The organism is Klebsiella sp. I138, assembly GCF_051131765.1.
Lineage (GTDB): Bacteria > Pseudomonadota > Gammaproteobacteria > Enterobacterales > Enterobacteriaceae > Klebsiella.
In genome coordinates, this window is the sequence record NZ_CP180447.1 from 215,705 (window position 1) to 239,777 (window position 24,073).

The 24,073-nt window shown below is 54.5% G+C and carries 28 protein-coding genes and 1 pseudogene; 18 read left to right on the forward strand and 11 right to left on the reverse strand.

Annotated elements, in window-relative coordinates; translation table 11 throughout:
- The first annotated feature begins 19 nt into the window (after window positions 1–19).
- Entirely contained in the window at window positions 20–604 is a 585-nt protein-coding gene (locus ACMYSK_RS00995) for a UbiX family flavin prenyltransferase (protein ID WP_434639514.1), read from the forward strand.
- Window positions 605–701: 97 nt separating this feature from the next.
- Here the strand turns inward: ACMYSK_RS00995 and ACMYSK_RS01000 are convergent, their stop codons facing one another.
- Entirely contained in the window at window positions 702–830 is a 129-nt protein-coding gene (locus tag ACMYSK_RS01000) for a hypothetical protein (RefSeq protein ID WP_434643732.1), read from the reverse strand.
- A gap of 51 nt (window positions 831–881) precedes the next feature.
- Here ACMYSK_RS01000 and argT point away from each other — a divergent pair, with 51 nt between their 5' ends.
- From argT to hisP, 5 genes are all read left to right on the forward strand, one after another.
- On the forward strand, window positions 882–1,664 hold the full coding sequence (argT, locus tag ACMYSK_RS01005) for a lysine/arginine/ornithine ABC transporter substrate-binding protein ArgT (RefSeq protein WP_434639516.1): 783 nt from the start codon (window positions 882–884) through the stop codon (window positions 1,662–1,664).
- Window positions 1,665–1,931: 267 nt separating this feature from the next.
- On the forward strand, window positions 1,932–2,714 hold the full coding sequence (hisJ, locus tag ACMYSK_RS01010) for a histidine ABC transporter substrate-binding protein HisJ (protein ID WP_434639517.1): 783 nt from the start codon (window positions 1,932–1,934) through the stop codon (window positions 2,712–2,714).
- A 66-nt stretch (window positions 2,715–2,780) separates the two neighbouring features.
- Window positions 2,781–3,467 (forward strand): histidine ABC transporter permease HisQ, encoded by a 687-nt coding sequence (locus ACMYSK_RS01015; protein ID WP_434643735.1) that lies wholly within the window; start codon window positions 2,781–2,783, stop codon window positions 3,465–3,467.
- A complete protein-coding gene (locus ACMYSK_RS01020) occupies window positions 3,464–4,180 on the forward strand; it encodes an ABC transporter permease (protein ID WP_132725736.1) in 717 nt (238 codons plus the stop codon). Before ACMYSK_RS01015 ends, ACMYSK_RS01020 begins: the two co-directional genes overlap by 4 nt.
- A gap of 7 nt (window positions 4,181–4,187) precedes the next feature.
- Window positions 4,188–4,961 carry a histidine ABC transporter ATP-binding protein HisP gene (hisP, locus tag ACMYSK_RS01025; RefSeq protein WP_434639518.1) on the forward strand — a complete coding sequence of 258 codons (774 nt, stop codon included), beginning with the start codon at window positions 4,188–4,190 and terminating at the stop codon, window positions 4,959–4,961.
- Window positions 4,962–5,004: 43 nt separating this feature from the next.
- Here the strand turns inward: hisP and ACMYSK_RS01030 are convergent.
- The 7 genes and pseudogenes from ACMYSK_RS01030 to ACMYSK_RS01060 form a co-directional block, all read right to left on the reverse strand.
- A pseudogene (locus ACMYSK_RS01030) lies at window positions 5,005–5,501 on the reverse strand (GNAT family N-acetyltransferase).
- A gap of 87 nt (window positions 5,502–5,588) precedes the next feature.
- Window positions 5,589–6,155, reverse strand: a complete 567-nt coding sequence (locus ACMYSK_RS01035; protein ID WP_434643738.1) for a DNA-binding protein — start codon at window positions 6,153–6,155, stop codon at window positions 5,589–5,591.
- Between the two features lie 30 nt (window positions 6,156–6,185).
- Window positions 6,186–6,404: a hypothetical protein gene (locus ACMYSK_RS01040; protein ID WP_434639519.1), complete on the reverse strand. Its 219-nt coding sequence runs from the start codon at window positions 6,402–6,404 to the stop codon at window positions 6,186–6,188.
- 235 nt (window positions 6,405–6,639) lie between these two features.
- Complete coding sequence (locus tag ACMYSK_RS01045) at window positions 6,640–7,533, reverse strand: TIGR01777 family oxidoreductase (RefSeq protein ID WP_434639520.1); 894 nt, start codon at window positions 7,531–7,533, stop codon at window positions 6,640–6,642.
- Between the two features lie 18 nt (window positions 7,534–7,551).
- Window positions 7,552–7,914 carry a dihydroneopterin triphosphate 2'-epimerase gene (gene folX, locus ACMYSK_RS01050; RefSeq protein ID WP_434639521.1) on the reverse strand — a complete coding sequence of 121 codons (363 nt, stop codon included), beginning with the start codon at window positions 7,912–7,914 and terminating at the stop codon, window positions 7,552–7,554.
- Window positions 7,915–7,980: 66 nt separating this feature from the next.
- Window positions 7,981–8,610, reverse strand: a complete 630-nt coding sequence (gene yfcG, locus ACMYSK_RS01055; RefSeq protein ID WP_434639522.1) for a GSH-dependent disulfide bond oxidoreductase — start codon at window positions 8,608–8,610, stop codon at window positions 7,981–7,983.
- A gap of 72 nt (window positions 8,611–8,682) precedes the next feature.
- On the reverse strand, window positions 8,683–9,591 hold the full coding sequence (locus ACMYSK_RS01060; protein ID WP_434639523.1) for a LysR family transcriptional regulator: 909 nt from the start codon (window positions 9,589–9,591) through the stop codon (window positions 8,683–8,685).
- A 103-nt stretch (window positions 9,592–9,694) separates the two neighbouring features.
- Here ACMYSK_RS01060 and ACMYSK_RS01065 point away from each other — a divergent pair, with 103 nt between their 5' ends.
- From ACMYSK_RS01065 to yfcD, 4 genes are all read left to right on the forward strand, one after another.
- Entirely contained in the window at window positions 9,695–11,113 is a 1,419-nt protein-coding gene (locus tag ACMYSK_RS01065) for an aldehyde dehydrogenase family protein (protein ID WP_434639524.1), read from the forward strand.
- A gap of 97 nt (window positions 11,114–11,210) precedes the next feature.
- Window positions 11,211–11,855 carry a glutathione transferase gene (gene yfcF, locus ACMYSK_RS01070; protein WP_434639525.1) on the forward strand — a complete coding sequence of 215 codons (645 nt, stop codon included), beginning with the start codon at window positions 11,211–11,213 and terminating at the stop codon, window positions 11,853–11,855.
- A 56-nt stretch (window positions 11,856–11,911) separates the two neighbouring features.
- Entirely contained in the window at window positions 11,912–12,463 is a 552-nt protein-coding gene (gene yfcE / locus ACMYSK_RS01075) for a phosphodiesterase (protein WP_434639526.1), read from the forward strand.
- Between the two features lie 57 nt (window positions 12,464–12,520).
- Complete coding sequence (gene yfcD, locus ACMYSK_RS01080; RefSeq protein ID WP_434639528.1) at window positions 12,521–13,075, forward strand: NUDIX hydrolase YfcD; 555 nt, start codon at window positions 12,521–12,523, stop codon at window positions 13,073–13,075.
- A gap of 4 nt (window positions 13,076–13,079) precedes the next feature.
- On the opposite strand, the gene ACMYSK_RS01085 is transcribed toward yfcD, so the two are convergent.
- On the reverse strand, window positions 13,080–14,099 hold the full coding sequence (locus tag ACMYSK_RS01085; RefSeq protein WP_041146577.1) for a LacI family DNA-binding transcriptional regulator: 1,020 nt from the start codon (window positions 14,097–14,099) through the stop codon (window positions 13,080–13,082).
- A gap of 237 nt (window positions 14,100–14,336) precedes the next feature.
- Here ACMYSK_RS01085 and ACMYSK_RS01090 point away from each other — a divergent pair, with 237 nt between their 5' ends.
- The 5 genes from ACMYSK_RS01090 to ACMYSK_RS01110 all read left to right on the forward strand — a co-directional run bounded on the left by ACMYSK_RS01090 (window position 14,337) and on the right by ACMYSK_RS01110 (window position 18,316).
- A complete protein-coding gene (locus ACMYSK_RS01090; RefSeq protein ID WP_434639530.1) occupies window positions 14,337–14,780 on the forward strand; it encodes a PTS sugar transporter subunit IIA in 444 nt (147 codons plus the stop codon).
- Between the two features lie 78 nt (window positions 14,781–14,858).
- Window positions 14,859–15,131 carry a PTS sugar transporter subunit IIB gene (locus ACMYSK_RS01095; RefSeq protein WP_434639532.1) on the forward strand — a complete coding sequence of 91 codons (273 nt, stop codon included), beginning with the start codon at window positions 14,859–14,861 and terminating at the stop codon, window positions 15,129–15,131.
- Between the two features lie 20 nt (window positions 15,132–15,151).
- On the forward strand, window positions 15,152–16,543 hold the full coding sequence (locus tag ACMYSK_RS01100; protein WP_434639534.1) for a PTS ascorbate transporter subunit IIC: 1,392 nt from the start codon (window positions 15,152–15,154) through the stop codon (window positions 16,541–16,543).
- Window positions 16,540–17,370, forward strand: coding sequence for a transketolase (locus ACMYSK_RS01105; protein ID WP_434639536.1), 831 nt, complete (start codon window positions 16,540–16,542; stop codon window positions 17,368–17,370). The genes ACMYSK_RS01100 and ACMYSK_RS01105 overlap by 4 nt, the downstream gene beginning before the upstream one ends.
- On the forward strand, window positions 17,363–18,316 hold the full coding sequence (locus ACMYSK_RS01110) for a transketolase family protein (RefSeq protein ID WP_434639538.1): 954 nt from the start codon (window positions 17,363–17,365) through the stop codon (window positions 18,314–18,316). Before ACMYSK_RS01105 ends, ACMYSK_RS01110 begins: the two co-directional genes overlap by 8 nt.
- Window positions 18,317–18,444: 128 nt before the next feature.
- Here ACMYSK_RS01110 and pta read toward each other — a convergent pair whose 3' ends face one another.
- Window positions 18,445–20,589, reverse strand: coding sequence for a phosphate acetyltransferase (gene pta, locus ACMYSK_RS01115; RefSeq protein WP_434639540.1), 2,145 nt, complete (start codon window positions 20,587–20,589; stop codon window positions 18,445–18,447).
- Window positions 20,590–20,789: 200 nt separating this feature from the next.
- Window positions 20,790–21,992 carry an acetate kinase gene (gene ackA / locus ACMYSK_RS01120; RefSeq protein WP_434639542.1) on the reverse strand — a complete coding sequence of 401 codons (1,203 nt, stop codon included), beginning with the start codon at window positions 21,990–21,992 and terminating at the stop codon, window positions 20,790–20,792.
- 337 nt (window positions 21,993–22,329) lie between these two features.
- Between ackA and yfbV the strand changes: the two genes are divergently transcribed.
- From yfbV to ACMYSK_RS01135, 3 genes are all read left to right on the forward strand, one after another.
- Window positions 22,330–22,785, forward strand: a complete 456-nt coding sequence (gene yfbV / locus ACMYSK_RS01125; RefSeq protein ID WP_434639544.1) for a terminus macrodomain insulation protein YfbV — start codon at window positions 22,330–22,332, stop codon at window positions 22,783–22,785.
- Between the two features lie 86 nt (window positions 22,786–22,871).
- The gene (locus tag ACMYSK_RS01130) at window positions 22,872–23,366 is read left to right on the forward strand and encodes a YfbU family protein (protein WP_123755237.1); all 495 of its coding nucleotides are present in this window, start codon (window positions 22,872–22,874) and stop codon (window positions 23,364–23,366) included.
- An 11-nt stretch (window positions 23,367–23,377) separates the two neighbouring features.
- On the forward strand, window positions 23,378–24,037 hold the full coding sequence (locus tag ACMYSK_RS01135) for a sugar phosphatase (RefSeq protein ID WP_434639546.1): 660 nt from the start codon (window positions 23,378–23,380) through the stop codon (window positions 24,035–24,037).
- Window positions 24,038–24,073 lie beyond the last annotated feature (36 nt).

Sequence of the window (24,073 nt, forward strand, 5' to 3'; positions counted from 1 at the left end):
TGTGGAAGAGGCAATCATCGTGAAACGACTTATCATTGGTATCTCCGGCGCCAGCGGCGCCATTTACGGTGTGCGACTGCTTCAGATTTTACGCGATGTGCCGGATGTCGAAACCCACCTGGTCATGAGTCAGGCGGCGCGGCAGACACTGGCGCTGGAGACGGATTATTCCCTGCGAGAAGTGCAGGCGCTGGCGGATGTGGTCCATGATGCGCGCGATATCGCGGCCAGTATCTCATCAGGGTCGTTTAAGACGGCCGGAATGGCGATACTGCCTTGCTCCATGAAAACGCTCTCAGGGATTGTCCACAGCTATACCGATGGGCTGCTAACCCGTGCGGCAGATGTGGTCCTTAAAGAACGCCGTCCGCTGGTGCTGTGCGTCCGGGAGACGCCGTTCCACCTCGGGCATCTGCGCCTGCTGGTTCAGGCTGCGGAGATGGGGGCTGTCATTATGCCGCCGGTTCCGGCCTTCTATCACCGGCCGCAAACCCTGGATGATGTGATTAATCAGACGGTCAATCGGGTCATCGATCAGTTCGATATCACTCTCCCTCAGGATCTGTTTACCCGCTGGCAGGGGCCTGCTGATGCACTAAAGTAGTGCGTCTTATTAACCTTTGCGCCCCTGCAGTGCAATTTTGTCGCCTCGATCAAATCCTCAACATTTAATTTGTTTTTTTGCGTTCAGGCACTGCGGTTTATCCGCCAATGCTGTTATCTTCCCTTTTAAGACAATCCTGCAACTTTATATTAACAAATTTAACGCTGTTTCCAGCACGCACTGGGAAGATGGCATAAAACCTGCAGGATGAGTCGGCAGCACACACATAACGAAACAACGCACCATATAACAACATCACGACACTTAAGGGTATTGTATGAAGAAGACGATCCTGGCCCTCTCTTTAATGATGGGAATCAGCAGTGCCTCCAGCGTTTTTGCCGCACTTCCGCAAAGCATTCGTATCGGGACCGATGCCACCTACGCGCCTTTCTCCTCGAAGGATGCAAAAGGCGATTTCGTTGGTTTTGATATCGATTTAGGCAACGAGCTGTGTACGCGTATCAAGGTGAAATGCACCTGGGTGGGAAGTGACTTTGACTCATTGATTCCGTCGCTGAAGGCGAAGAAAATTGACGCCATTATCTCTTCATTATCGATTACCGAAAAACGTCAGCAGGAGATTGCCTTCTCTGACAAGCTGTATGCCGCAGACTCCCGCCTGATTGCGCCAAAAGGCTCATCAATTCAGCCAACGCTGGAATCTCTGAAAGGCAAGCACGTCGGTGTCTTGCAGGGCTCCACGCAGGAAGCGTACGGCAATGAGCGCTGGCGTAGCCAGGGCGTTGATGTGGTCGCTTACCAGAACCAGGATCTGATCTATTCCGACCTGGCCGCAGGCCGACTGGACGCAGCATTGCAGGATGAAGTCGCTGCCAGCGAAGGCTTCCTCAAACAACCTGCCGGTAAAGATTTCGCCTTTGCCGGCCCCTCTGTTAAAGACAAAAAATTCTTCGGCGACGGTACCGGCATTGGCCTGCGTAAAACCGATGGTGAGCTGAAAGCCGCTTTCGACAGCGCGCTGGCTGAAATGCGTAAAGACGGAACCTACGACAAAATGGCGAAGAAGTACTTTAACTTTAACGTCTACGGTGACTAAGTACGCCGCTGGCCCGGGAAACCGGGCCTGATGGATTATCTATAACCGCAGTTGCACTACATTGGTGCAAATCGCCTTTTGATGTTCTGTTTTGGTGCATAAAAGGCGGTTTTGCCGGGCGGTTAGTGCATACTTAAGCGTTTATGGTGCGAAATAATTGGCCTCCCGGCGCAGAATGCTTTGCCTTACCGGGGCGAATAATGGCACGATAACTGGCGTAAGTACTTCTAATAAACCCGTTAGAATGACAGTCTGTTGAGGATAGTTATGAAAAAACTGGCGTTGTCTCTTTCTTTAGCGCTGGCCCTTTCCAGCGTTTCCACGGTATTCGCAGCCATTCCGCAAAAAGTACGTATCGGTACCGATCCAACTTATGCCCCGTTCGAATCGAAAAATGCACAGGGTCAGTTGATTGGTTTTGACATCGATTTGGCAAAAGAGCTGTGTAAGCGTATCAATACGCAATGTACCTTCGTTGAAAACCCGCTGGATGCGCTGATCCCATCTTTAAAAGCGAAGAAAATCGATGCGATTATGTCTTCGTTGTCCATTACCGAAAAACGTCAGCAGGAAATTGCCTTCACCGACAAGCTTTACGCTGCGGATTCCCGTCTGGTGGTGAAAAAGGGCAGTGATATCACCCCGGATCTCGCGAAGCTGAAAGGCAAGCGTATCGGCGTGCTTCAGGGGACGACCCAGGAGACCTATGGCAATGAACACTGGGCACCAAAAGGCATTGAGATTGTCTCCTATCAGGGCCAGGACAATATCTATTCCGACCTGACCGCCGGGCGTATTGATGCGGCGTTCCAGGATGAAGTTGCAGCCAGCGAAGGATTCCTCAAACAGCCTATTGGCAAAGATTATCAGTTTGGCGGTCCGTCCATTAAGGATGAAAAACTGTTTGGCGTTGGCACCGGTATGGGCCTGCGTAAAGAGGACAATGAGCTGCGTGAAGCGTTGAATAAAGCCTTCGCGGAAATGCGCAAAGACGGCACCTACGACAAGCTGGCAAAAAAATATTTCGATTTTAACGTGTACGGTGACTAAGCATCATACGTACCCCATCGCGTGCATATTGGCGCGCGATGGTCGATGACAGACAGGGCAGACAGCATGCTGTACGGGTTTTCGCAGGTTATTTTACAGGGCGCTCTTGTCACGCTGGAGCTGGCTCTTAGTTCGGTTGTGCTGGCGGTCCTCATCGGTCTGGCGGGTGCCGGAGCAAAGCTGTCGAGCAATCGACCGTTGGCGTTGGTGTTTGAAGGTTACACCACGTTAATTCGTGGTGTGCCCGATCTGGTGCTGATGCTGCTGATTTTCTATGGGCTGCAGATTGCGCTGAACACGCTCACCGATGCGCTGGGGGTATCGCAGTTTGATATCGACCCGATGATTGCGGGGATTATCACCCTGGGCTTTATCTACGGCGCCTATTTTACCGAAACTTTCCGCGGCGCCTTTATGGCGGTGCCGAAAGGACATATTGAAGCGGCGACGGCGTTTGGTTTCAGTAATGGACAGACCTTCCGGCGGATCCTCTTCCCGGCGATGATGCGCTATGCGTTACCGGGAATCGGTAACAACTGGCAGGTTATCCTGAAAGCGACGGCGCTGGTATCGCTGCTGGGGCTGGAGGATGTCGTCAAAGCGACGCAGCTGGCGGGGAAAAGTACCTGGCAGCCATTCTACTTTGCGATTGTTTGTGGCCTGGTTTATCTCGTATTTACAACGATTTCCAATGGTGTACTGCTGCTGCTTGAACGCCGTTACTCCGTGGGCGTGAAGAGGGCTGACCTGTGATTGAGATTATTCAGGAGTACTGGAAATCCCTGCTGTGGACTGACGGTTATCGCTTTACCGGGGTTGCCATCACGCTATGGTTGTTAATCTCCTCGGTCGTGATGGGCGGCATACTGGCGGTATTTCTCGCTATCGGGCGCGTCTCTAGCAATAAATACATTCAATTTCCGATCTGGCTGTTTACCTATGTATTCCGCGGTACACCGCTGTACGTACAGCTGCTGGTGTTCTACTCCGGGATGTATACGCTGGAAATCGTCAAAGGCACTGAGCTGCTGAATGCCTTTTTCCGCAGCGGCCTCAACTGTACGGTACTGGCGTTAACGCTGAATACCTGCGCCTACACCACAGAGATTTTTGCCGGGGCGATCCGTTCCGTTCCTCCGGGAGAAATTGAAGCGGCGCGGGCGTACGGATTCTCGTCGGTCAAACTGTATCGCTGCATTATTTTGCCGTCTGCGCTGCGTATCGCGCTGCCAGCGTACAGTAACGAAGTGATTCTGATGCTGCACTCCACCGCGTTGGCCTTTACCGCCACCGTGCCGGACCTGCTGAAAATTGCCAGGGATATTAACTCGGCGACCTATCAGCCTTTTACCGCCTTCGGAATTGCCGCGGTACTCTATTTAATTATTTCGTATGTGCTGATTAGCTTGTTCCGCAAGGCGGAAAAGCGCTGGTTGCAGCATATAAAACCTTCTTCGACGCATTGAGACCGCCATGTCCGACAATAAATTAAATGTTATCGATCTCCATAAACGTTACGGCGAGCATGAGGTGCTGAAAGGCGTCTCGTTACGGGCGCAAGCCGGGGACGTTATCAGCATTATTGGTTCATCAGGTTCCGGTAAAAGTACCTTTTTGCGCTGCATTAACTTCCTGGAAAAGCCCAGCGAAGGCACGATTGTGGTTAACGGGCAGAATATTGGTCTGGTCCGCGATAAAGACGGTCAGCTGAAGGTTGCAGATAAAAACCAGCTGCGATTACTGCGTACTCGTCTGACGATGGTGTTCCAGCATTTCAACCTGTGGAGCCACATGACGGTGCTGGAAAATGTCATGGAAGCACCGATCCAGGTCCTCGGATTGAGCAAGCAGGAAGCCCGCGAACGGGCGGTGAAATATCTGGCGAAGGTTGGCATTGACGAGCGTCAGCAGATTAAATACCCGGTGCATCTCTCCGGCGGTCAGCAGCAGCGCGTCTCTATTGCGCGTGCGCTGGCGATGGAGCCAGATGTTCTGCTGTTTGATGAACCGACTTCGGCGCTGGATCCTGAGCTGGTAGGGGAAGTGCTGCGCATCATGCAGAAGCTGGCGGAAGAGGGGAAAACCATGGTGGTGGTGACCCATGAAATGGGCTTTGCACGCCATGTTTCTTCACACGTTATTTTCCTGCACCAGGGCAAGATTGAAGAAGAAGGTCATCCGGATGAGGTGTTTGGCAATCCGAAAAGCCAGCGCCTGCAACAGTTCCTGAAAGGCTCCTTGAAATAAGCCTCGCCGTTTCTCCCGGCGAAAGAGTACGCCGGGAGCCGTTTTACCGTTCCCGCCGATAAATCCAGTCATCTAATCCACGCCGTTCAGGTGCCAGGCTTTTTCCAGCACCTGGATCCGCACAAAACCGTGTTTTTCCAGCAGGCGCGATGACCCGATATTGTCGCCCAGAACCCATGCGTTAATCGCGTTAACACCAAGCTGATTAAAGCCGTAATCACATATCGCCCGCAGCGCTTCACTGGCATAACCCTGGCCCTGTGCGTACGGGATGAGGGCGTACCCGACATCTGCCTCGTGCGGATTTTTACTGCTGATGCGCAGGCCGATATCACCGATGGCAGCACCTTTTTCGTCACGCAACACAAAGACACCGGGGTCAGCACAGCGCGCATCAAACAGGGTACGTAGCGCGGGTTCATCGAGCACTTCGCCCATAAAGCGCATCACCTCGCGGTCGCAACGCAGGCGGAGGAAAAAAGGCCAGTCAGATTCCGTAAACGGGGAAAGCAGGAGCCGGGGAGTGGTTAGCGTCATGATAAGCAGGCCATTTCGGTAGTTCGTCCGCTAACCTTAACACCAGAAAGTACCGGATAACACGATCTTATACCGCTCTGTTGCCCTGAATTACCCGGCGGCTGGTGAAGTCGGCACAGGCTTGTCGAGCCCGTGAAAATAGTGCAGTACGGTTTCGCTACGCCGGGAAGCGCGCAGCTGCAGGGCCAGGTTCAGGCTATCGAGGATCTCTGCATGTTCGACCAGAGGAGCGTCTGCGGCAATTCTTCCTTCCGTGACCAGCCAGCTGACGATGGTTTTCCAGCGCCACAGCGGCGAGTTGCCTTTTACGCGCTGCACGGGACCTGGGAATTTGCCTGAGCCTCGAGCCCCATCTTTCAACAGGGCGATGGCCTGTCGGGAAAGGCCGGCGAGTTCAGCGATATCGCTTAATCCTACCAGCGTCGCGTCAACGGACTCGACCCGGGCATTGAGTTCTGGTGCAGATTCGATGTTCTCAATCGCCGACAGAATTGCCCGTTCAAGCGATTCACTTTCACGATCGAATTCCAGATACACTGCCGTCCCGTAAAAACAAACCAGAGCATCAGTACAACCGGCGTGATGCAATGCATCCTCAAGACCCGGCGTCCGGGCGCTGACGCCTGACAGCGTGAGCGTGAAGTTGTAGAGGGCCATCATTTGCGATCCTTATAATAATGAAGTCATTCAGCGGCAGCGGTCGACCATTCTGATAATTTGCCTTGCGTGATACTCGGGAACGCTCGGTGTAGACCAGACGCTCATCATATGTTCACGATGAGCGGTTGTACCGCACCTGAGTCGTCCGAAGCAGTGCGCGCTATTCCCGCCCGCGATGAAAATCCACCCCCGCGATCGGGCATAGGTAATGGCTGCTCTGATGTGTTTATCCGGATGTTCCTTCATCAATGCATCTCCTGATACTGAACGCCATGTTGACAGATGTCAACATGGCGTTGTTGATAAAATCGACATCAGGACCTTATGACAGAGAGTAGAAGAGGATGCTGGAATCAGCTTCACAGCGATACCGTAACGGCAGCAGGAGACAGAGTTACTGCGAGACTGCTTCCACAGGTGGTGGTTAATCAGGGGAGGCCCGGGAGAAAGGCAAGTCTCCCGGGATTACCCTATGGCGTGTTTAGCCTACGATATTTTTTAGCGCCTCTTCCAGATCGTACCAGCGGAAGCCAAAGCCCGCGTCTTCCAGACGTTTTGGTAGCGCCCGCTGGCCGCCGAGCACCAGTACCGACGACTCTCCCATTAGCAGGCGTATTGCCGTTGCCGGTACGCGGAAAATCGCCGGACGATTCAGCGCATGGCCGAGGGAATGGGCAAACTGCTCATTGCGGACCGGATAAGGTGAAACCAGATTGAATGGCCCGCTAAGATCGTTATCCAGCAGCCACAGAATACCGTTGACCATATCGTCGATATGGATCCAGGCCAGATACTGCCTGCCGTTACCGATAGGGCCGCCGAGGCCGAGCCTGAAGACCGGGAGCATTTTGGCCAGAATGCCGCCCTTAGGCGCCAGTACTACGCCGGTGCGCAGCAGGCAGACACGAGTGCGTTCGCTTTGCGCTTCACAGGCCAGTTGTTCCCATCGGGCGCAGAGTTTGTGGGTGAATTCATTGTGCGGTGGTTCATCTTCGGTCACCACCACTTCCCCGAGATCGCCATAATAGCCTGCGGCAGAACCGCTAATGAGCACGGCTGGTGGGGTATCGCTGGCGTTGAACAGGTTCACCAGCTTTTGGGTAATATCCCAGCGGCTGTGGCACAGGCGGTGCTTTTGCTCAGCTGTCCAGCGTTTGTCGGCGATGGGTTCGCCCGCCAGGTTGATGACGGCATCAATATCGTTGAGGTGATGCTGACCTTCAAAGCCGCGCCACAAAGTGACGCGGGCATCCAGTCGGGTTTGCGCCTTTTCCGGGCTGCGCGTTGATACCGTTACGTGATGCCCAAGCTCAAGAAGCCGGGGGATCAGATGCCGACCAATCAGACCGGTACCGCCAGTAAGCAGAATCCTCATAGCGCCTCCCTAAGAAGCTTAGCGCCGCCAGCTCATGGTCATGGAGACGGAGTCGGCGTAGCGCAGTGCATAAAGTTTATCGATCTCGACTTCAGCATATGTGACCCAGTGATGTTCGCATGCGATATCGAGCACATCCTGAGTTAATTTTTCCAGCAGCGAGAAGCGGTTATTCTCAATATGGCTGATGATGCGCTTGGTAATCGTGCGGTAATTCAGAGCATCGTTAATATCTTCACTGTTGCGGGACCGGTCGGCCGGGTAGTGAATAGCGACATTGACGACGACATCCTGGCGGTTAGCGATCTCTTCTTCTTTGATCCCGATAAAAGTACGTAAGCGCAGGTTCTTTATACGAATAATTGCGTCTGGCTGAGACATTGCAGGCTTCCTCCGTGTTGTCATTTCCGCAATCATACATGAAAGCATGCCATGCGAGCAGGGGGGTTATTCGTGTTGTATTTTTATCATGGCCTGGCCGGTTGCCGGGCGCTGTCGAATGCGTTCAAACCAGTTATGAACCGCCGGGAAATGGACAAGATCTATCCGTTGTCGCGGGTGTGCGCGAACCCACGGCCAGCAGGCAATGTCAGCAATACTGTAGTGCTCTCCGCCGAGCCATGGACTGACCTCCAGACGGCGGTTCAGCACGGTGTACAGCCGCTGAGCCTCGACCTGATAACGTTCGATGGCATAAGGCACCGCCTGCGGTGCGCTATGGTTGAAATGGTGATTTTGCCCCAGCATGGGGCCTAAGCCGCTGACCTGCCAGAACAGCCACTGGAGCGTCGTATGGCGCTCTCGCAGCTCACCGCTGAGTAGTTTTCCTGATTTCTCCGCCAGGTAGAGCAATATCTCCCCGGATTCAAACAGACCGAGCGGGGCGCCGCCATCGACGGGAACGTGGTCGACGATGGCCGGAATTTTATTGTTCGGAGAAAGGGCGAGAAACTGCGGACGAAACTGTTCACCCTTATTGATATCGACCCGAATCAGGCGATAGGCCAGCTGTGCCTCTTCGAGAAACAGAATGATTTTTTGGCCATTAGGGGTGGGTGCGTAGTAAAGGTCGATCATGGTGTCTCCCGCCGTCGTAGGTCGCACGTTTTCGAGTATAGGCGACCTGCCGGTATCCGGGAGAACGGAACGCTAAATTTTGCCCGCGGTCGCGTCGCGCCTCTCATGCACCAGTTCGATAAAGGCCTTCAGCCCGGGTGGAACATGACGACGACCGGGATAATACAGGCGCAGGCCGCCGAACGACGGGCACCATTCATCCATGACGCTGACGAGCTTGCCGCAGGTCAGATCCTCCTGGATAAACCAGTCTGAGATAAAGGCCAGGCCAATACCGGCCAGTGCGGCACGGTGGATAGCGCGCATTTCGCTGAGTGTAATCCTCGGCGGGACGTTGACCGTCAGCTTTTGCTGATGGCGCTCCAGCTCCCAGTGATAGAGCCCGCCGTGGGACATACGCATCCCGATGCTCTGATGACGCAGCAGATCTTCCGGGCTATGCGGGATGCCATGACGGGCAAAATACTCTGGCGTGCCGACGATTCGCATCCGAACGTCGGGCGTCAGCGTGACGGCAATCATATCCTGCGGCAGCGACTCGGCGAGGCGGATCCCGGCGTCATAGCCTTCGGCAACAATATCGACCAGCCGGGATTCGGTGGCAATATCGAGGCGCATGTCCGGGTAGCGTTTGAGGAAGGTATCGAACAGGTCGAACAGCAGAGCGACGCTTTCGCGTGGCGCATTGATGCGTAGCGTGCCGGTGGGCATTTCCGGCTGGGTGGCTATCTCTTCCGATGCGCGCTGAATTTCTGCCAGCGCGGGAGCTACGCGTTCAACGTAGCGCTGCCCGGCCTCCGTCAGCGCGACGCTGCGGGTGGTGCGGTTAAACAGGCGCACGTTGAGCCGTGCTTCCAGCCCGGCGATAGCGTTGCTGATGGCGGTGGCCGACATACCCAGCTCCCTGGCGGCAGCGCGAAAACTCTGGCGGTGTGCGACGGCAAGGAGGACTTCCAGTTCAGTAAGACCGCTTCGGTGCATGATTATCCCGATTTTCGTGACAGGCTATGTCGATTATACCCTCTTATCGTGGCAATACGTCGACTCTATACTTCCTTTCATCAAACCAATGAGGAAGATAAACATGCTGCACATCGACAAAATTTATATCAACGGTGAATTTGTTACCCCGCACGGCAGCGAAGACTTTGAGCTGTTCAACCCGGCGACGGAAGAGGTAATTGGCCGGGTTCGGCTGGCGGACGAAGAGGATGCACGCCGGGCGATTGCCGCAGCAAAAGCCGCTTTCCCTTCCTGGTCGCGGACGACAAAACAGGAACGTTTGGCCGTACTTGAACGGATGTACCAGGCCGTGCGGGCGAGAGAGGCGGATTTATTCGACGCGATTGTGACCGAATATGGGGCACCGGCATCACGCTCACAATGGATGGCATCGTGGCCGGCACAAACCATTAAACAGGTGATGGAGACGCTGGAGCGCTTTGAATTTGTTGAGCAGGCGGGGCGCGCCCAGGTCGTGATGACGCCGGTTGGCGTCGCGGGGTTGATTACGCCGTGGAACAGCGATGCCGGTTTTATCTGTAGCAAGCTGGCGACGGCAATGGCGGCGGGCTGTACGGCGGTGATTAAACCCAGTGAGATGAGCGCCTGGCAGACGCAGATTGTCACCGAAGCGCTGCATGCGGCGCAGATCCCCGCCGGGGTATTCAATATCGTGACCGGACGCGGCGAAGTCGTAGGGGATGTCATTAACCATCACCCTGATATTGCGAAAATCTCCTTCACCGGTTCTACCGCCGTCGGGAAACACATTATCACCAGCGGGGCGCAAACGCTGAAGCGCGTTACGCTGGAGCTCGGCGGTAAATCACCGACCATTATTCTGGATGATGCTGATGCACAGCAGGCGGTCCCGCTGGCGCTGGCTGCCGGATTTATGAATAGCGGACAGGCCTGCGTCGCCGGGACGCGAATTCTGGTGCCGGCCGAGCGCCTGGCGGAGTTTGAACAGGCTATTGTGCAGGCGATGGCGGACTATGTTTCCGGCGACCCGCGCGATGCACGGACGATGATTGGCCCAATGGTTAGCCGGAAGCAGTGGCAACGGGTGCAGGATTATATTCGCCTGGGGCAGCAGGAAGGGGCCAGGTTGCTGATCGGCGGCGAGGGACGACCGCAGGGGATGGAAAAAGGCTGGTGCGTGAAACCCACCGTTTTCAGCGACGTCCACAACCAGATGCGTATTGCGCGGGAAGAGATCTTTGGCCCGGTACTGGTGCTGATCCCGTATGAGGATCAGGCCCAGGCCATTGCCATTGCTAACGATACCAGCTATGGACTGAGCGCCCTGGTGTTAAGCGGGGATCGGCAGCGTGGTCAGGACGTTGCGCTGGCAATAGAATCCGGGCGCGTGCTGGTCAATACTCTCGAACATGAACCGCAGGCCCCGTTCGGCGGCTTCAAGCAATCCGGGCTGGGACGCGAGATGGGGAAATGGGGAATGCAGGCGTATCTGGAGCCGAAAACGATGGTCATTGGCTAACCGTCAGAAGTATGCAAAATCCTCATGGTGCGGTAAGTGACATCCCTTAACAGACAGGATATGTTGACTTATCGCTCCATAATTTATTGAGGATATCATGAGCCAGCCCGCCATTACTCTGTGGTCCGATGCGCAATTCTTCTCGCCGTACGTTATGTCCGTGTACGTTTCCCTACAGGAAAAAAGCCTGCCTTTTACCCTTAAAACCGTCGATCTCAACAGCGGCGAAAACCAGCATCCCGACTGGAAAGGTTACACCGTGACCCGCCGCGTGCCGTTGCTGGAGGTGGGCGATTTTGTGCTTAGCGAATCATCTGCGATTAGCGAGTATCTGGATGAGCGTTTTGCGCCGCCGGAGTGGGAGCGACTCTATCCCCACGATCTGCAAAAACGGGCCCGGGCCCGGCAGGTGCAGGCCTGGCTGCGCAGCGATCTGATGCCTGTGCGCGAAGAGCGCTCGACCGACGTGGTCTTCGGTGGGCAAAAGAAACCGGAGCTGAGCGCGGCGGGTCGCAAAAGCGCGGAGAAATTATTCGCAACCGCTTCTGAGCTGTTGGCCCACGGCGGCAACAATCTGTTCGGTGAGTGGTCAATAGCCGATTCCGACCTCGCCTTGATGATCAACCGACTGGTGCTTAACGGCGATGATGTTCCGGAGTCGCTGGTGGACTATGCTACGTTCCAGTGGCAGCGCGCATCGGTGCAGCGTTTTGTCGCACTGTCCGCTAAACGCGCAGGCTGATTCGCGGCAGCGGTTCCGCTATCATAGGCGCATCGTAATGCGTGGAGACGGAAGAAATGAAGCTGATGTTTGCATCGGATATTCATGGTTCCCTGCCCGCTACTGAACGCGTGCTGGAACGGTTCGCGCAAAGTGGGGCGCAGTGGCTGATTATTCTTGGTGATGTACTGAACCATGGGCCGCGTAATGCGTTACCTGAAGGCTATGCGCCAGCAGAGGTCGCCGTGAAGCTCAACGGCGTCGCGCAGCGCGTGATTGCCGTTCGCGGCAACTGTGACAGCGAAGTCGACCAGATGCTGCTGGACTTCCCTATGACTGCTCCCTGGCAGCAGGTGCTGAATGAGCGTACCCGTCTGTTTCTGACTCACGGGCATCTGTATAGCCCTGAAAAAATGCCGCCTCTCGCCGCTGGCGATGTCCTGGTTTATGGTCATACTCATATTCCGGTTGCTGAGCGACGTGGCGATATTTTTCTCTTCAATCCTGGATCGGTCAGCATTCCCAAAGGGGGATTTTCCGCCAGCTATGGCCTCCTGGAAGGGGACCGACTACAGGTTTTAGCACTCGATGATCATCAGGTTATTGCAGAGGTTGCAATTAACCCGTAATTTACCCCCAACCGTAAAGACGCGCCGCGAGAGCGCTTTCAAAAGTAAGGTTTCCTGATGGCGGAACAGAACGATTTGGCAAGCACAGAATGGGTAGATATTGTTAATGAAAACAATGAGGTGATAGCGCAGTCCAGTCGCGAGCAAATGCGCGCGCAGTGCCTGCGCCATCGTGCAACCTATATTGTGGTTCATGATGGAATGGGCAAAATCCTGGTGCAGCGTCGCACCGAGACCAAAGATTTCCAGCCGGGGATGCTGGACGCTACCGCCGGTGGCGTCGTGCAGGCCGATGAGCAACTGCTGGACTCAGCTCGTCGGGAAGCGGAAGAAGAGCTGGGGATTGCCGGCGTGCCGTTTGCCGATCATGGCCAGTTCTATTATGAAGATAAACACTGTCGCGTCTGGGGAAGCCTGTTTAGCTGCGTGTCGCACGGACCGTTTGCGCTACAGGAAGAGGAAGTGAGCGAAGTCTGCTGGCTGACGCCGGAAGAAATTACCGCCCGCTGTGATGAATTCACCCCGGATTCGTTAAAAGCGCTGGCGCTGTGGATGACCCGTAACGCCGGGAATGATGCGGCAAAACCGGAAAAACAGGAAGAAGCAGAGTAGCCATCTAGCAGCTATCCCGCAGGCATAAACTGGAGACGATGGGTTTTCTGCCGCTCCAGTTTCCTTCATTCAGACGCTCCAGCAGCGCGCGTCCAGCTTCAATACCAATCTTATGATGCGGGACAGCCATCGTGGTTAGCGGCGGCTGGCAGACCCGACTGACATCGCTGTCTCCGAAACCGACGACGGCTAAATCATCAGGGACTTTGATCCGCCGACGCTGGCATTCGTACAGCGCGCCGCACGCCAGTTCATCAGAAACGCAGACCAGCGCATCGAGTTCCGGCCATGCCAGCAGAAATTCAGGTAGCTGAGAGGCGCCGGTGGAAAAGCTGGGGGGGAGGGCTGCGTTAATGACCCGATTCGGTGACATATGGTGGCGTAACATCGCTTTATACCACCCCTGCAGGTGCTGCTGAAATATCCACTGTTCCTGATTGGCGCACAGCAGGCCAATATTTTGATAGCCGCGGTGGATGAGCATCTCAGTAAGTTCGAACATGGCGGCTACGTTATCAATGCCGATATTCATATCAATCGGATCAGCGCGCATAGCGCCCATTTCCATGACCGGTATCGAAGCGTTGTTCAGCCAGTGGCGTACGGTATCGCTGTGCTCAACGCTAAGAAGAATAGCGGCCGCAATGTTAGATGCCAGCAGCGTTTCCAGCAGCTTCTCTTCCTGTTCAAGGCGATGCTGCGACTCCGCCAACATTATCTGATAACCCGCGGGTTGTAGCACCTGCTGAAGCCCGGCAAACATAGCCGAGCATCCCGCTTCGGCGAGATTGGGTACGACCATGGCTATCGTTCTTGAAGAGGCGGAAGCAAGCGCACTGGCGGCCAGATTGGGCATGTATCCCAGTTCCTGCACCGCGGCTTCGATTTTTTCACGGAGTTTATCGGAAACCTGCTCCGGCGTGCGAAGTGCACGCGAGACGGTCATTGTGCCCACGCCAGCAAGCTGGGCAACATCGGCGATCGTCACTTTACCGGTACTACGCCGTTTTCGGGTTAGAGACATACACATTCCTGCTGCACAGACGCTTTTCAATCGCCCCTGTCACTTTACGTTTCGGGAAGTATACGCTTTAAATCCACATTTTTGCTGCGTTTTAATCTGATGATTGTGAATTGATAGCGCTATCACAATTTTGAATGTTATCTGTTGGTAGCGCTATCTTTGTGATCTTTATCGCAGCTAACAGCGGTACGCTTGAATAAAGTTTGCTCATCTTTTGCTAAAAAACGGAGGGTTAAAATGCTCGGTAAATGGATCTTTGATGCCACCATCACGCTCCGACAGAGCGTGGAGGCATGGCCTGAGGCGCTTGAAATATGTGCCAGACCGTTGCTCGACGCAGGCATTATCGTGCCCGAGTATGTGACCGCGATTATGCAGCAACACGCTAAGCTGGGGCCGTATTATGTGCTGGCACCGGGGCTGGCAATGCCGCATGCGCGGCCTGAAGAAGGAGCAAAAGGTTTAGGTTTATCACTGCTTAAGCTGGAACAGGGCGTGTCGTTTGGTTCAGAAGAATTCGACCCGGTCGATATTATTATTATGCTGGCGGCTCCCGACAAACATAGTCACATCGAGCTAATCGCTGCCCTGGCAGAATTATTTTCCAGTGATGAACATATGAGGGAATTACATCAGGCGAAGACTCCGGAGGAGATTAATAAAATAATCGCGCAATTCTGACTTAATTTTTTATTCAACTGATTACACATTACGCGCCTGCGTGATGCGGACCTACTCTATCTAAAAAAGGTGATAGCTATGAAAATTATGGCAATTTGCGGCTCTGGCCTGGGCAGTAGTTTTATGGTTGAGATGAATATAAAAAAGGTGCTTAAAAAACTTGAAATAGAGGCCGAAGTGGAACACTCCGATCTGTCGTCGGCAACGCCGGGCGCGGCAGATTTATTCGTGATGGCAAAAGATATTGCCGCCAGCGCTAGCGTACCGGCAAGCCAGCTGGTGGTGATTACTAACATCATTGATATTAATGAACTCGAAGCGCAGCTGCGCGCGTGGTTCGCCAAACAATAATTATTTGTAGCGAGGCGGATATGTTTATCCTTGAAACGCTGAATTTTGTTGTTGATATTTTGAAAGTACCTTCGGTGCTGGTGGGGTTAATTGCACTGATCGGTCTGGTCGCGCAAAAGAAATCATTTTCTGACGTCGTAAAAGGAACGATTAAAACCATCCTGGGTTTTATTGTTCTGGGCGGCGGGGCGACGGTGTTAGTTGGCTCACTGAATCCGCTGGGGGGCATGTTTGAGCACGCTTTTAATATTCAGGGGATTATTCCTAATAACGAAGCAATTGTTTCTATTGCGCTTGAAAAGTACGGGGCTTCAACCGCGCTGATTATGGCATTTGGGATGGTAGCGAATATTCTGGTCGCCCGTTTTACGCGTCTGAAATATATCTTCCTGACTGGGCATCATACTTTTTATATGGCTTGTATGATCGGCGTCATTCTCACCGTGGCGGGCTTTGAGGGCGTGGGACTGGTGTTCACCGGTTCATTGATCCTCGGTCTGGTGATGGCATTTTTCCCGGCGCTGGCGCAGCGCTACATGAAGCGTATTACCGGGACTGATGATATTGCCTTCGGTCATTTCGGTACGCTGGGCTATGTGCTTTCAGGCTGGATCGGTAGCGTCTGTGGGAAAGGCTCTCGTTCGACCGAAGAGATGAATCTGCCGAAGAACCTAAGCTTTCTGCGCGACAGTTCAATCTCTATCTCCCTGACGATGATGATTATCTACCTGATCATGGCCGTGAGCGCAGGGCGTGAGTATGTGGAAAGCACCTTTAGCGGTGGCCAGAACTACCTGGTATACGCCATCATCATGGCGATAACCTTCGCTGCCGGGGTGTTTATCATCCTGCAAGGGGTGCGTCTGATACTGGCGGAAATCGTGCCGGCATTTACCGGCTTCTCTGAAAAACTGGTGCCGAACGCGCGTCCTGCGCTGGATTGCCCGGTGGTTTATCCGTATGCGCCCAACGCGGTCCTGATTGGCTTCCTGTTTAGTTTCCTCGGCGGCCTGGTGGGGCTGTTCCTCTGCGGACAGTTTAAGTGGGTGCTGATTCTGCCGGGCGTAGTGCCGCACTTTTTTACTGGCGCAACGGCTGGCGTGTTTGGCAATGCCACCGGCGGGCGGCGCGGCGCGATGATCGGCGCTTTTGCCAACGGTCTGCTGATTACCTTCCTGCCGGTTCTATTGCTGCCGGTACTGGGTGCAATCGGTTTTGCCAATACCACCTTCTCTGACGCCGACTTCGGCGCGGTCGGTATCGTGCTTGGTAATCTTGCACGCTACCTGCCGCCGGCTGCGATAACGGGTCTTGTTGTGGCGCTGTTCGCTCTGCTGGTTGCGTACAACGTCTTTGCGAAGAAGAAATCTGCGGGTAATAGCGCGCAGGAGAATAGCGGAGCCAAATCATGAGTGTGCAAGAAGTCACCCAACTGGCGCGGGATATTCGTGTCGCCACGCTAAAATCACTGACGAATCTGGGCTTTGGTCACTACGGCGGCAGCATGTCGGTCGTTGAGACGCTGGCGGTGTTGTACGGCGCAGTAATGAAAATCGATCCCGCCGACCCAGACTGGCCGGAGCGCGATAACTTTGTGCTGTCCAAAGGCCATGCAGGCCCGGCGCTGTACAGTACGCTTGCGATTAAGGGCTATTTCCCGCAGGAAGAGCTCAGTACGCTTAACCATAACGGTACCCGTCTGCCAAGTCATCCGGATCGCCTGAAAACCCGAGGCGTGGATGCGACAACAGGTTCGCTGGGGCAGGGGATTTCGATTGCCGGCGGTATGGCGCTCTCTCACAAACTGGCCGGGCGTCCGAATCGGGTATTCTGCATTGTTGGCGACGGCGAGTTGAATGAGGGGCAGTGCTGGGAAGCGTTTCAGTTTATTGCCCACCATCGCCTGAACAACCTGACGGTATTTGTTGACTGGAACAAGTTACAGCTTGACGGCAAGCTGGACGAAATTATTCGCGCTTTCAACCTGGAAGATAAATTCCGCGCCTTTGGTTTTGATGCCGTCACCGTCAAAGGTGATGACATTCCCGGACTGCTGGCGGTGGTGCAGCCGGTTCCTCCGGTCGATGCCCGCCCGCGCGTGGTTATCCTCGACAGCGTTAAAGGTCAGGGGGTGCCGTATCTTGAGCAGCTCAGTAATAACCATCACCTGCGCCTGACGGACGAGATGACAGCGGCGCTGAACGAGACCATTCGCCAGCTGGAGGCTGAACATGATTAAGGTTGCACCTGCAGGACAAAAAGACGCTGTAGAAATGCGTAAAGTCTACGCCGGATTTATCGCTCAGCAAATTGAAGCCGGCAGCCCGATTATCGCTCTGGAAGCGGATCTGATGAGCTCGATGGCAATGGACGGCGTGGCGCGGAATTATCCGCAGCACGTTATCAACTGCGGCATTATGGAAGCCAACGTGATAGGTACCGCTGCAGGGCTGTCGCTCACCGGAAGAAAGCCGTTTGTGCATACTTTTACCGCGTTTGCCAGCCGACGCTGTTTCGATCAGCTTTTTATGGCGCTGGATTATCAGCGTAATAACGTCAAGGTGATCGCCTCCGACGCGGGGATTACCGCCTGCCATAACGGCGGCACCCATATGTCGTTTGAAGATATGGGCATCGTTCGCGGTCTGGCGCATTCAGTGGTGCTGGAGGTTACCGATGCGGTGATGTTTGACGATGTCCTGCGTCAGCTGATGAAACTGGATGGTTTCTACTGGGTGCGCACCATCCGCAAACAGGCGCCGAGCGTTTATGCGCCGGGCTCGACGTTTACTATCGGTAAAGGAAACGTACTGCGCGAAGGCGACGATATTACGTTGATTGCGAATGGCATCATGGTGGCAGAGGCGCTGGAGGCGGCACGTCAACTCGAACAGGAAGGCATCAGTGCGGCGGTCATTGATATGTTTACCCTGAAACCCATTGACCGCATGCTGGTAAAAAATTATGCCGAGAAAACCGGGCGCATTGTGACCTGTGAAAACCACAGTATTCACAACGGATTGGGTTCGGCGGTAGCAGAAGTGCTGGTTGAGACCTGTCCGGTACCGATGCGTCGCGTTGGCGTGAAGGAGCGCTATGGCCAGGTTGGGACCCAGGACTATCTGCAGAAGGAGTACGGCTTGACGGCACATGACATCGTGTCGGCATCGAGAGAGCTGCTGTAATAAAAAAGGCGACCGCGTGAGAGGGTCGCCTTTTTTTGCCGGATGGCGTTTCGCTTTTCCGGTCTACAAACTGTTCGGTTGACTAAACCGTAGGCCCGGCAAGCGCTAACGCCACCGGGCTTTTAAGCTTACTGCTGCTGCTGAGAAGACTGAATCGCGGTCAGGGCGATGGTGTAGACAATATCATCTACCAGCGCGCCACGAGACAGGTCGTTCACCGGCTTACGCATACCCTGCAGCATTGGCCCGATGGAGATCAGGTCAGCAGAACGCTGTACGGCTTTGTAAGTGGTGTTACCGGTGTTCAGATCCGGGAAGATGAACACGGTAGCGCGGCCAGCAACCGGCGAGTTCGGCGCTTTGGATTTCGCGACGTCAGCCATTACCGCAGCATCGTACTGCAGCGGGCCATCGATCATCAGGTCAGGACGTTTTTCCTGGGCTAGGCGAGTCGCTTCACGCACTTTTTCTACGTCGCTACCTGCGCCAGAGGTGCCGGTGGAGTAGGAAAGCATCGCAACGCGCGGCTCAATACCGAAGGCAATCGCGGAGTCTGCGGACTGGATAGCGATTTCAGCCAGCTGCTCTGCTGTTGGATCCGGGTTGATCGCACAGTCGCCGTAAACATAAACCTGTTCCGGCAGCAGCATGAAGAATACGGAAGAAACCAGAGAGCTACCCGGAGCCGTTTTGATCAGCTGCAGCGGCGGACGGATGGTGTTGGCGGTGGTGTGAACCGCGCCGGAAACCAGACCGTCGACTTCGTCTTGCTCCAGCATCAGCGTGCCGAGAACCACGTTGTCTTCCAGCTGTTCACGCGCAACTGCTTCGGTCATCCCTTTGCTCTTACGCAGTTCGACCAGGCGAGCCACGTAGCTTTCACGCACTACTTCCGGATCAACGATTTCGATGCCAGCGCCGAGCTCTACGCCTTGAGCGGCAGCAACGCGGTTGATCTCATCCGGGTTACCCAGCAGGACACAGGTCGCAATACCGCGTTCTGCGCAGATTGCTGCGGCTTTAACGGTTCGCGGCTCATTGCCTTCCGGCAGAACAACGCGTTTGCCCGCTTTGCGCGCCAGCTCGGTCAGCTGGTAGCGGAAGGCCGGCGGAGACAGACGGCGGCTACGCTCAGACGTCGCGGTCAGGGATTCGATCCAGTCAGCGTTGATGTAGTTTGCAACGTATTCCTGAACTTTCTCAATGCGCTCGTGATCGTCAACCGGAACTTCCAGGTTGAAGCTCTGCAGGCTCAGGGAGGTCTGCCAGGTGTTGGTGTTCACCATAAAGACCGGCAGGCCGGTAGCAAATGCACGTTCGCACAGCTTACTCACGCGAGCGTCCATTTCGTAAGCGCCGGTCAGCAGCAGTGCGCCGATTTCAACGCCGTTCATGGCGGCGAGGCAGGCGGCAACCAGCACATCTGGGCGGTCTGCCGAAGTCACCAGCAGAGAACCTGCGCGGAAGTGTTCCAGCATATGCGGAATGCTGCGCGCACAGAAAGTCACGGACTTCACGCGGCGGGTGTTGATGTCACCTTCGTTAACGATGGTGGCATTCAGGTGGCGCGCCATATCGATTGCACGAGTTGCGATCAGATCGAAACTCCACGGTACCGCGCCGAGAACCGGCAGCGCGCTGCCAGTTTGCAGCTGAGCCGGATCGATCTTCACAACTTTCGCTTTGGAAGAGTCATCGAAGATTTCTGACAGATCGGGACGGGTACGACCCTGTTCGTCAACCGGCGCATTCAGCTTGTTGACGATAACACCGGTAATGTTGGTGTTTTTCGCGCCGCCAAAGCTGTTGCGGGTCAGCTCGATACGTTCGTTCAGCTGTTCCTGAGTGTCGGTGCCCTGAGACATGACGAAGACGATTTCTGCGTTCAGCGTTTTCGCAATTTCAAAGTTCAGAGACTGAGCAAACTGGTGTTTACGGGTCGGAACCAGGCCTTCAACCAGCACGACTTCAGCATCCTGAGTGGACGCGTGATAGTTAGCGATGATCTCTTCCATCAGCACGTCTTTCTGGTTGCCGGAAAGCAGCGACTCGACGTGGCTCATCTTCAGCGGCTCAGCGGCCGGAAGATTTGAATTAGCGCGAACGATGGTGGTCGTCTGGTCTGGGGCATCGCCACCAGAGCGTGGCTGAGCGATAGGTTTAAAGACGCTCAGACGAACGCCTTTGCGTTCCATTGCACGGATAACACCGAGGCTGACGCTGGTCAGGCCAACGCTGGTTCCGGTCGGGATCAGCATGATTATACGGGACACGATATATCCTCTTTCGTTACCGCCAGAATATGGCGGGATAGAAAACTACACCACCAGCTTCCCGCCATACTTCAAGCTGCATGTGCGTTGGCTTTGCTCGTTCACCCCAGTCACGTACTACTCGTACGCTCCTGGGGATTCTCTGCGTCGCCGCCTTCCTGCAACTCGAATTATTTAGGGTTATAGCTGGCGGTGTGGAATCAGGCGGTCAGACGGTTGGCGTCTTGCGCGATAACCAGCTCTTCGTTGGTCGGGATGACCAGAGCCGGGCGAGTGCCTTCTTTGTTGATGAAGCCAGACTTGCCGAAGCGGGCAGCCAGGTTACGCTCGTGATCAACTTCGAAGCCCAGGACGCCGAGTTTGCCCAGAGACAGTTCACGGACCATGGCTGCGTTTTCACCGATACCACCGGTAAAGATAACGGCATCCAGACGACCGTCCATCAGTGCGGTGTAGGAACCGATGTACTTGGCCAGACGATGGCAGTAAACGTCCATTGCACGTTTAGCATCGGCTTTGTCAGTGTAGTTATCTTCAACGTAGCGGCAGTCGCTGGTGACTTCGGTCAGACCCAGCAGGCCAGACTCTTTAGTCAGCATTTTGTTGATCGCGTCAACGCTCATGCCCAGGGAATCATGCAGGTGGAAGATGATAGCCGGGTCGATGTCGCCAGAGCGGGTACCCATGACCAGGCCTTCCAGCGGGGTCAGACCCATAGAAGTGTCAACGCATTTACCGTTGCGGATAGCGGAAACAGAACCACCGTTGCCCAGATGGCAGGTGATGATGTTCAGCTCTTCAACCGGTTTGTTCAGAACTTTCGCGGCTTCCTGAGTCACATAGAAGTGGCTGGTACCGTGTGCGCCGTAGCGACGTACGCCGTGCTCTTTGTACAGGCTGTACGGCAGGGCATACAAATAGGACTCTTCCGGCATGGTCTGATGGAACGCGGTGTCGAACACGGCAACGTTCTTCTCTTTCAGATGCGGGAATGATTTCAGTGCTTCGGCAATACCGATCAGGTGAGCTGGGTTGTGCAGCGGAGCGAAAGAAGCGGAATCTTTGATGCCCTGAATAACGGAATCATCAATGACCACGGAGCTGGTGTATTTTTCACCACCGTGGACGATGCGGTGGCCGATTGCGGTCAGTTGAGCAGACAGTTCTGGTTTTTGTGCCAGAATAGTGTTAACGATAAAGTTAAGCGCTTCACTGTGAGCGGCGCCAGCGCCTAAATCTGCTTCATGTTTGCTGCCTTCCATTTTCCATTTGATACGTGCTTCAGGAAGATGGAAACATTCAGCTAAACCAGACAGATATTCGTCACCGTTTACGGCATCAAGGATAGCAAATTTCAGTGAGGAGCTACCGCAGTTCAGAACCAGTACTAACTTACTCGACATGGAAGTACCTTTTATGATACGTGGCTAAAAAAACGTCATTGTGTCACAAAGCGTAGCGCAGGATGACAACGACATTTATGATTAACATCATGCCTTGTACTGTTTTCGGGCACGATGGGAGAAGTACATTTGATTTTAAGCCATTTTGGATAATTTTCAGCCAATGGCAGAATGTGCGATAATTTGACTAACCTGGTCAAAGGGTCTATCGCCCTTTCAGGCGGGCACAGGATACCTGATTGCCGCAGCCATTGCCAAAATGTTTTGAACGTTGTCATACACAGTTGGTGTTTTGCACAAAATTTTTAAGTTTTATATGTAAAGTTGAGGTAGAGCCATGTCGACCCCCGATAATCGTCCCGTTAGCTTTTTTAGCTTGTTCCGCCGCGGGCAGCACTATGCAAAGACCTGGCCTTTGGACAAACGCCTCGCCCCGGTGTTTATTGAAAACCGCATCATCCGCGCCACTCGCTACGCGACCCGTATCATGCCGCCGATTGCCGTTTTCACGCTGTGCTGGCAAATCGCACTGGGCGGGCAGCTTGGCCCGGCGGTCGCGACCGCGCTGTTTGCCCTGAGTTTGCCGATGCAGGGATTATGGTGGTTGGGTAAGCGTTCGGTAACGCCACTGCCGCCGACCGTTCTGAGCTGGTTTTATGAAGTCCGCGGTAAATTGCAGGAGGCGGGGCAGGCGCTGGCGCCGGTCGACGGCAAGCCGGATTATCAGGCGTTAGCTGACACGCTTAAGCGCGCCTTCAAACAACTGGATAAAACTTTCCTTGATGATTTGTAATTTACTCAGGAAAACGCATATAAAAGAAGGCGCATAATTAATGCGCCTTCTTTTTTCACGCCGTAAAGTGCTACAGGAGTCAAAAAATGGAAATGACCAATGCGCAGCGTCTGATTTTATCTAATCAGTACAAGATGATGACGATGCTCGACCCGGACAACGCTGAACGCTACCGCCGCCTACAGACTATCATCGAGCGTGGATACGGATTACAAATGCGCGAGCTGGATCGTGAGTTTGGCCAGCTGACGGAAGAAACCTGCCGAACCATCATTGATATTATGGAAATGTATCATGCACTGCACGTCTCCTGGACGAACCTGAAGGACGCAAGTGAAATTGACGAACGCCGGGTGACCTTCCTCGGGTTTGATGTGGCAACCGAAGCACGCTTTCTCGGTTATGTCCGCTTTATCGTCAACGTTGAGGGGCGCTACAGCCACTTTGATGCCGGCACCCATGGCTTCAACTCGCAGACGCCGATGTGGGACAAATATCAGCGTATGCTCAACACCTGGCACGCCTGTCCGCGTCAGTACCATTTAAGCAGCAACGAAATTAATCAAATTATTAATGCCTGATGGAGGTTTCCGTGCAGTGTAAAGGTTTCCTGTTTGATCTTGACGGGACGTTAGTCGATTCGTTACCCGTGGTGGAGCGCTCGTGGCGCAAATGGGCAGATCGTTTCGGCATTTCGCACGATGAATTACTGAACTTCATTCATGGCAAACAGGCGATAACCTCTTTACGCCATTTTTTGCCGGGGCGCAGCGAGGAGGAGCTACAGACGGAGTTCCGCTGGCTTGAAGCCATCGAAGCGGCGGATACCGATGGCGTCACGGCGCTGCCAGGGGCCGTTGCGCTGCTGAACACTCTGGATGAAGCCGGGATCCCATGGGCTATCGTCACCTCCGGTTCGGTGCCCGTTGCCCATGCGCGCCATCGCGCGGCAGGCCTGCCGGATGCAAAAGTTTTCGTCACCGCAGAGCTGGTGAAACATGGAAAACCGGCACCGGATGCCTACCTGCTGGGAGCGGAGCGCTTAGGGCTGGCGCCGCAGGAGTGCGTTGTGGTTGAGGACGCGCCAGCCGGCTTGCTTTCAGGGCTGGCGGCGGGCTGCCGCACGATAGCCGTGAACGTTCCGGCAGATGCGCCACGTCTTAACGAGGCCGATCTCATCTTAACCTCCCTCGAAAACCTGGCAATCGTCAGAACGTCGGACGGGATTGTTAATGTTACGGTTAAAGACTAATCTCATGACGTAGCCCCGCATTGCCGGGGCTTTTTT

Coding starts and splice junctions, on each gene's coding strand:
- folX (WP_434639521.1), bottom strand. CDS start 7,914: ATGTCTCAGCCAGACGCAATTATTCGTATAAAGAACCTGCGCTTACGT.
- yfcE (WP_434639526.1), top strand. CDS start 11,912: ATGAAGCTGATGTTTGCATCGGATATTCATGGTTCCCTGCCCGCTACT.
- yfbV (WP_434639544.1), top strand. CDS start 22,330: ATGTCGACCCCCGATAATCGTCCCGTTAGCTTTTTTAGCTTGTTCCGC.
- ACMYSK_RS01095 (WP_434639532.1), top strand. CDS start 14,859: ATGAAAATTATGGCAATTTGCGGCTCTGGCCTGGGCAGTAGTTTTATG.
- ACMYSK_RS01045 (WP_434639520.1), bottom strand. CDS start 7,533: ATGAGGATTCTGCTTACTGGCGGTACCGGTCTGATTGGTCGGCATCTG.
- yfcF (WP_434639525.1), top strand. CDS start 11,211: ATGAGCCAGCCCGCCATTACTCTGTGGTCCGATGCGCAATTCTTCTCG.
- yfcD (WP_434639528.1), top strand. CDS start 12,521: ATGGCGGAACAGAACGATTTGGCAAGCACAGAATGGGTAGATATTGTT.
- argT (WP_434639516.1), top strand. CDS start 882: ATGAAGAAGACGATCCTGGCCCTCTCTTTAATGATGGGAATCAGCAGT.
- ACMYSK_RS01100 (WP_434639534.1), top strand. CDS start 15,152: ATGTTTATCCTTGAAACGCTGAATTTTGTTGTTGATATTTTGAAAGTA.
- hisJ (WP_434639517.1), top strand. CDS start 1,932: ATGAAAAAACTGGCGTTGTCTCTTTCTTTAGCGCTGGCCCTTTCCAGC.
- yfcG (WP_434639522.1), bottom strand. CDS start 8,610: ATGATCGACCTTTACTACGCACCCACCCCTAATGGCCAAAAAATCATT.
- ACMYSK_RS01085 (WP_041146577.1), bottom strand. CDS start 14,099: ATGTCTCTAACCCGAAAACGGCGTAGTACCGGTAAAGTGACGATCGCC.
- hisP (WP_434639518.1), top strand. CDS start 4,188: ATGTCCGACAATAAATTAAATGTTATCGATCTCCATAAACGTTACGGC.
- ackA (WP_434639542.1), bottom strand. CDS start 21,992: ATGTCGAGTAAGTTAGTACTGGTTCTGAACTGCGGTAGCTCCTCACTG.
- ACMYSK_RS01040 (WP_434639519.1), bottom strand. CDS start 6,404: ATGAAGGAACATCCGGATAAACACATCAGAGCAGCCATTACCTATGCC.
- ACMYSK_RS01090 (WP_434639530.1), top strand. CDS start 14,337: ATGCTCGGTAAATGGATCTTTGATGCCACCATCACGCTCCGACAGAGC.
- ACMYSK_RS01110 (WP_434639538.1), top strand. CDS start 17,363: ATGATTAAGGTTGCACCTGCAGGACAAAAAGACGCTGTAGAAATGCGT.
- ACMYSK_RS01060 (WP_434639523.1), bottom strand. CDS start 9,591: ATGCACCGAAGCGGTCTTACTGAACTGGAAGTCCTCCTTGCCGTCGCA.
- ACMYSK_RS01015 (WP_434643735.1), top strand. CDS start 2,781: ATGCTGTACGGGTTTTCGCAGGTTATTTTACAGGGCGCTCTTGTCACG.
- ACMYSK_RS01130 (WP_123755237.1), top strand. CDS start 22,872: ATGGAAATGACCAATGCGCAGCGTCTGATTTTATCTAATCAGTACAAG.
- ACMYSK_RS01065 (WP_434639524.1), top strand. CDS start 9,695: ATGCTGCACATCGACAAAATTTATATCAACGGTGAATTTGTTACCCCG.
- ACMYSK_RS01105 (WP_434639536.1), top strand. CDS start 16,540: ATGAGTGTGCAAGAAGTCACCCAACTGGCGCGGGATATTCGTGTCGCC.
- ACMYSK_RS01035 (WP_434643738.1), bottom strand. CDS start 6,155: ATGGCCCTCTACAACTTCACGCTCACGCTGTCAGGCGTCAGCGCCCGG.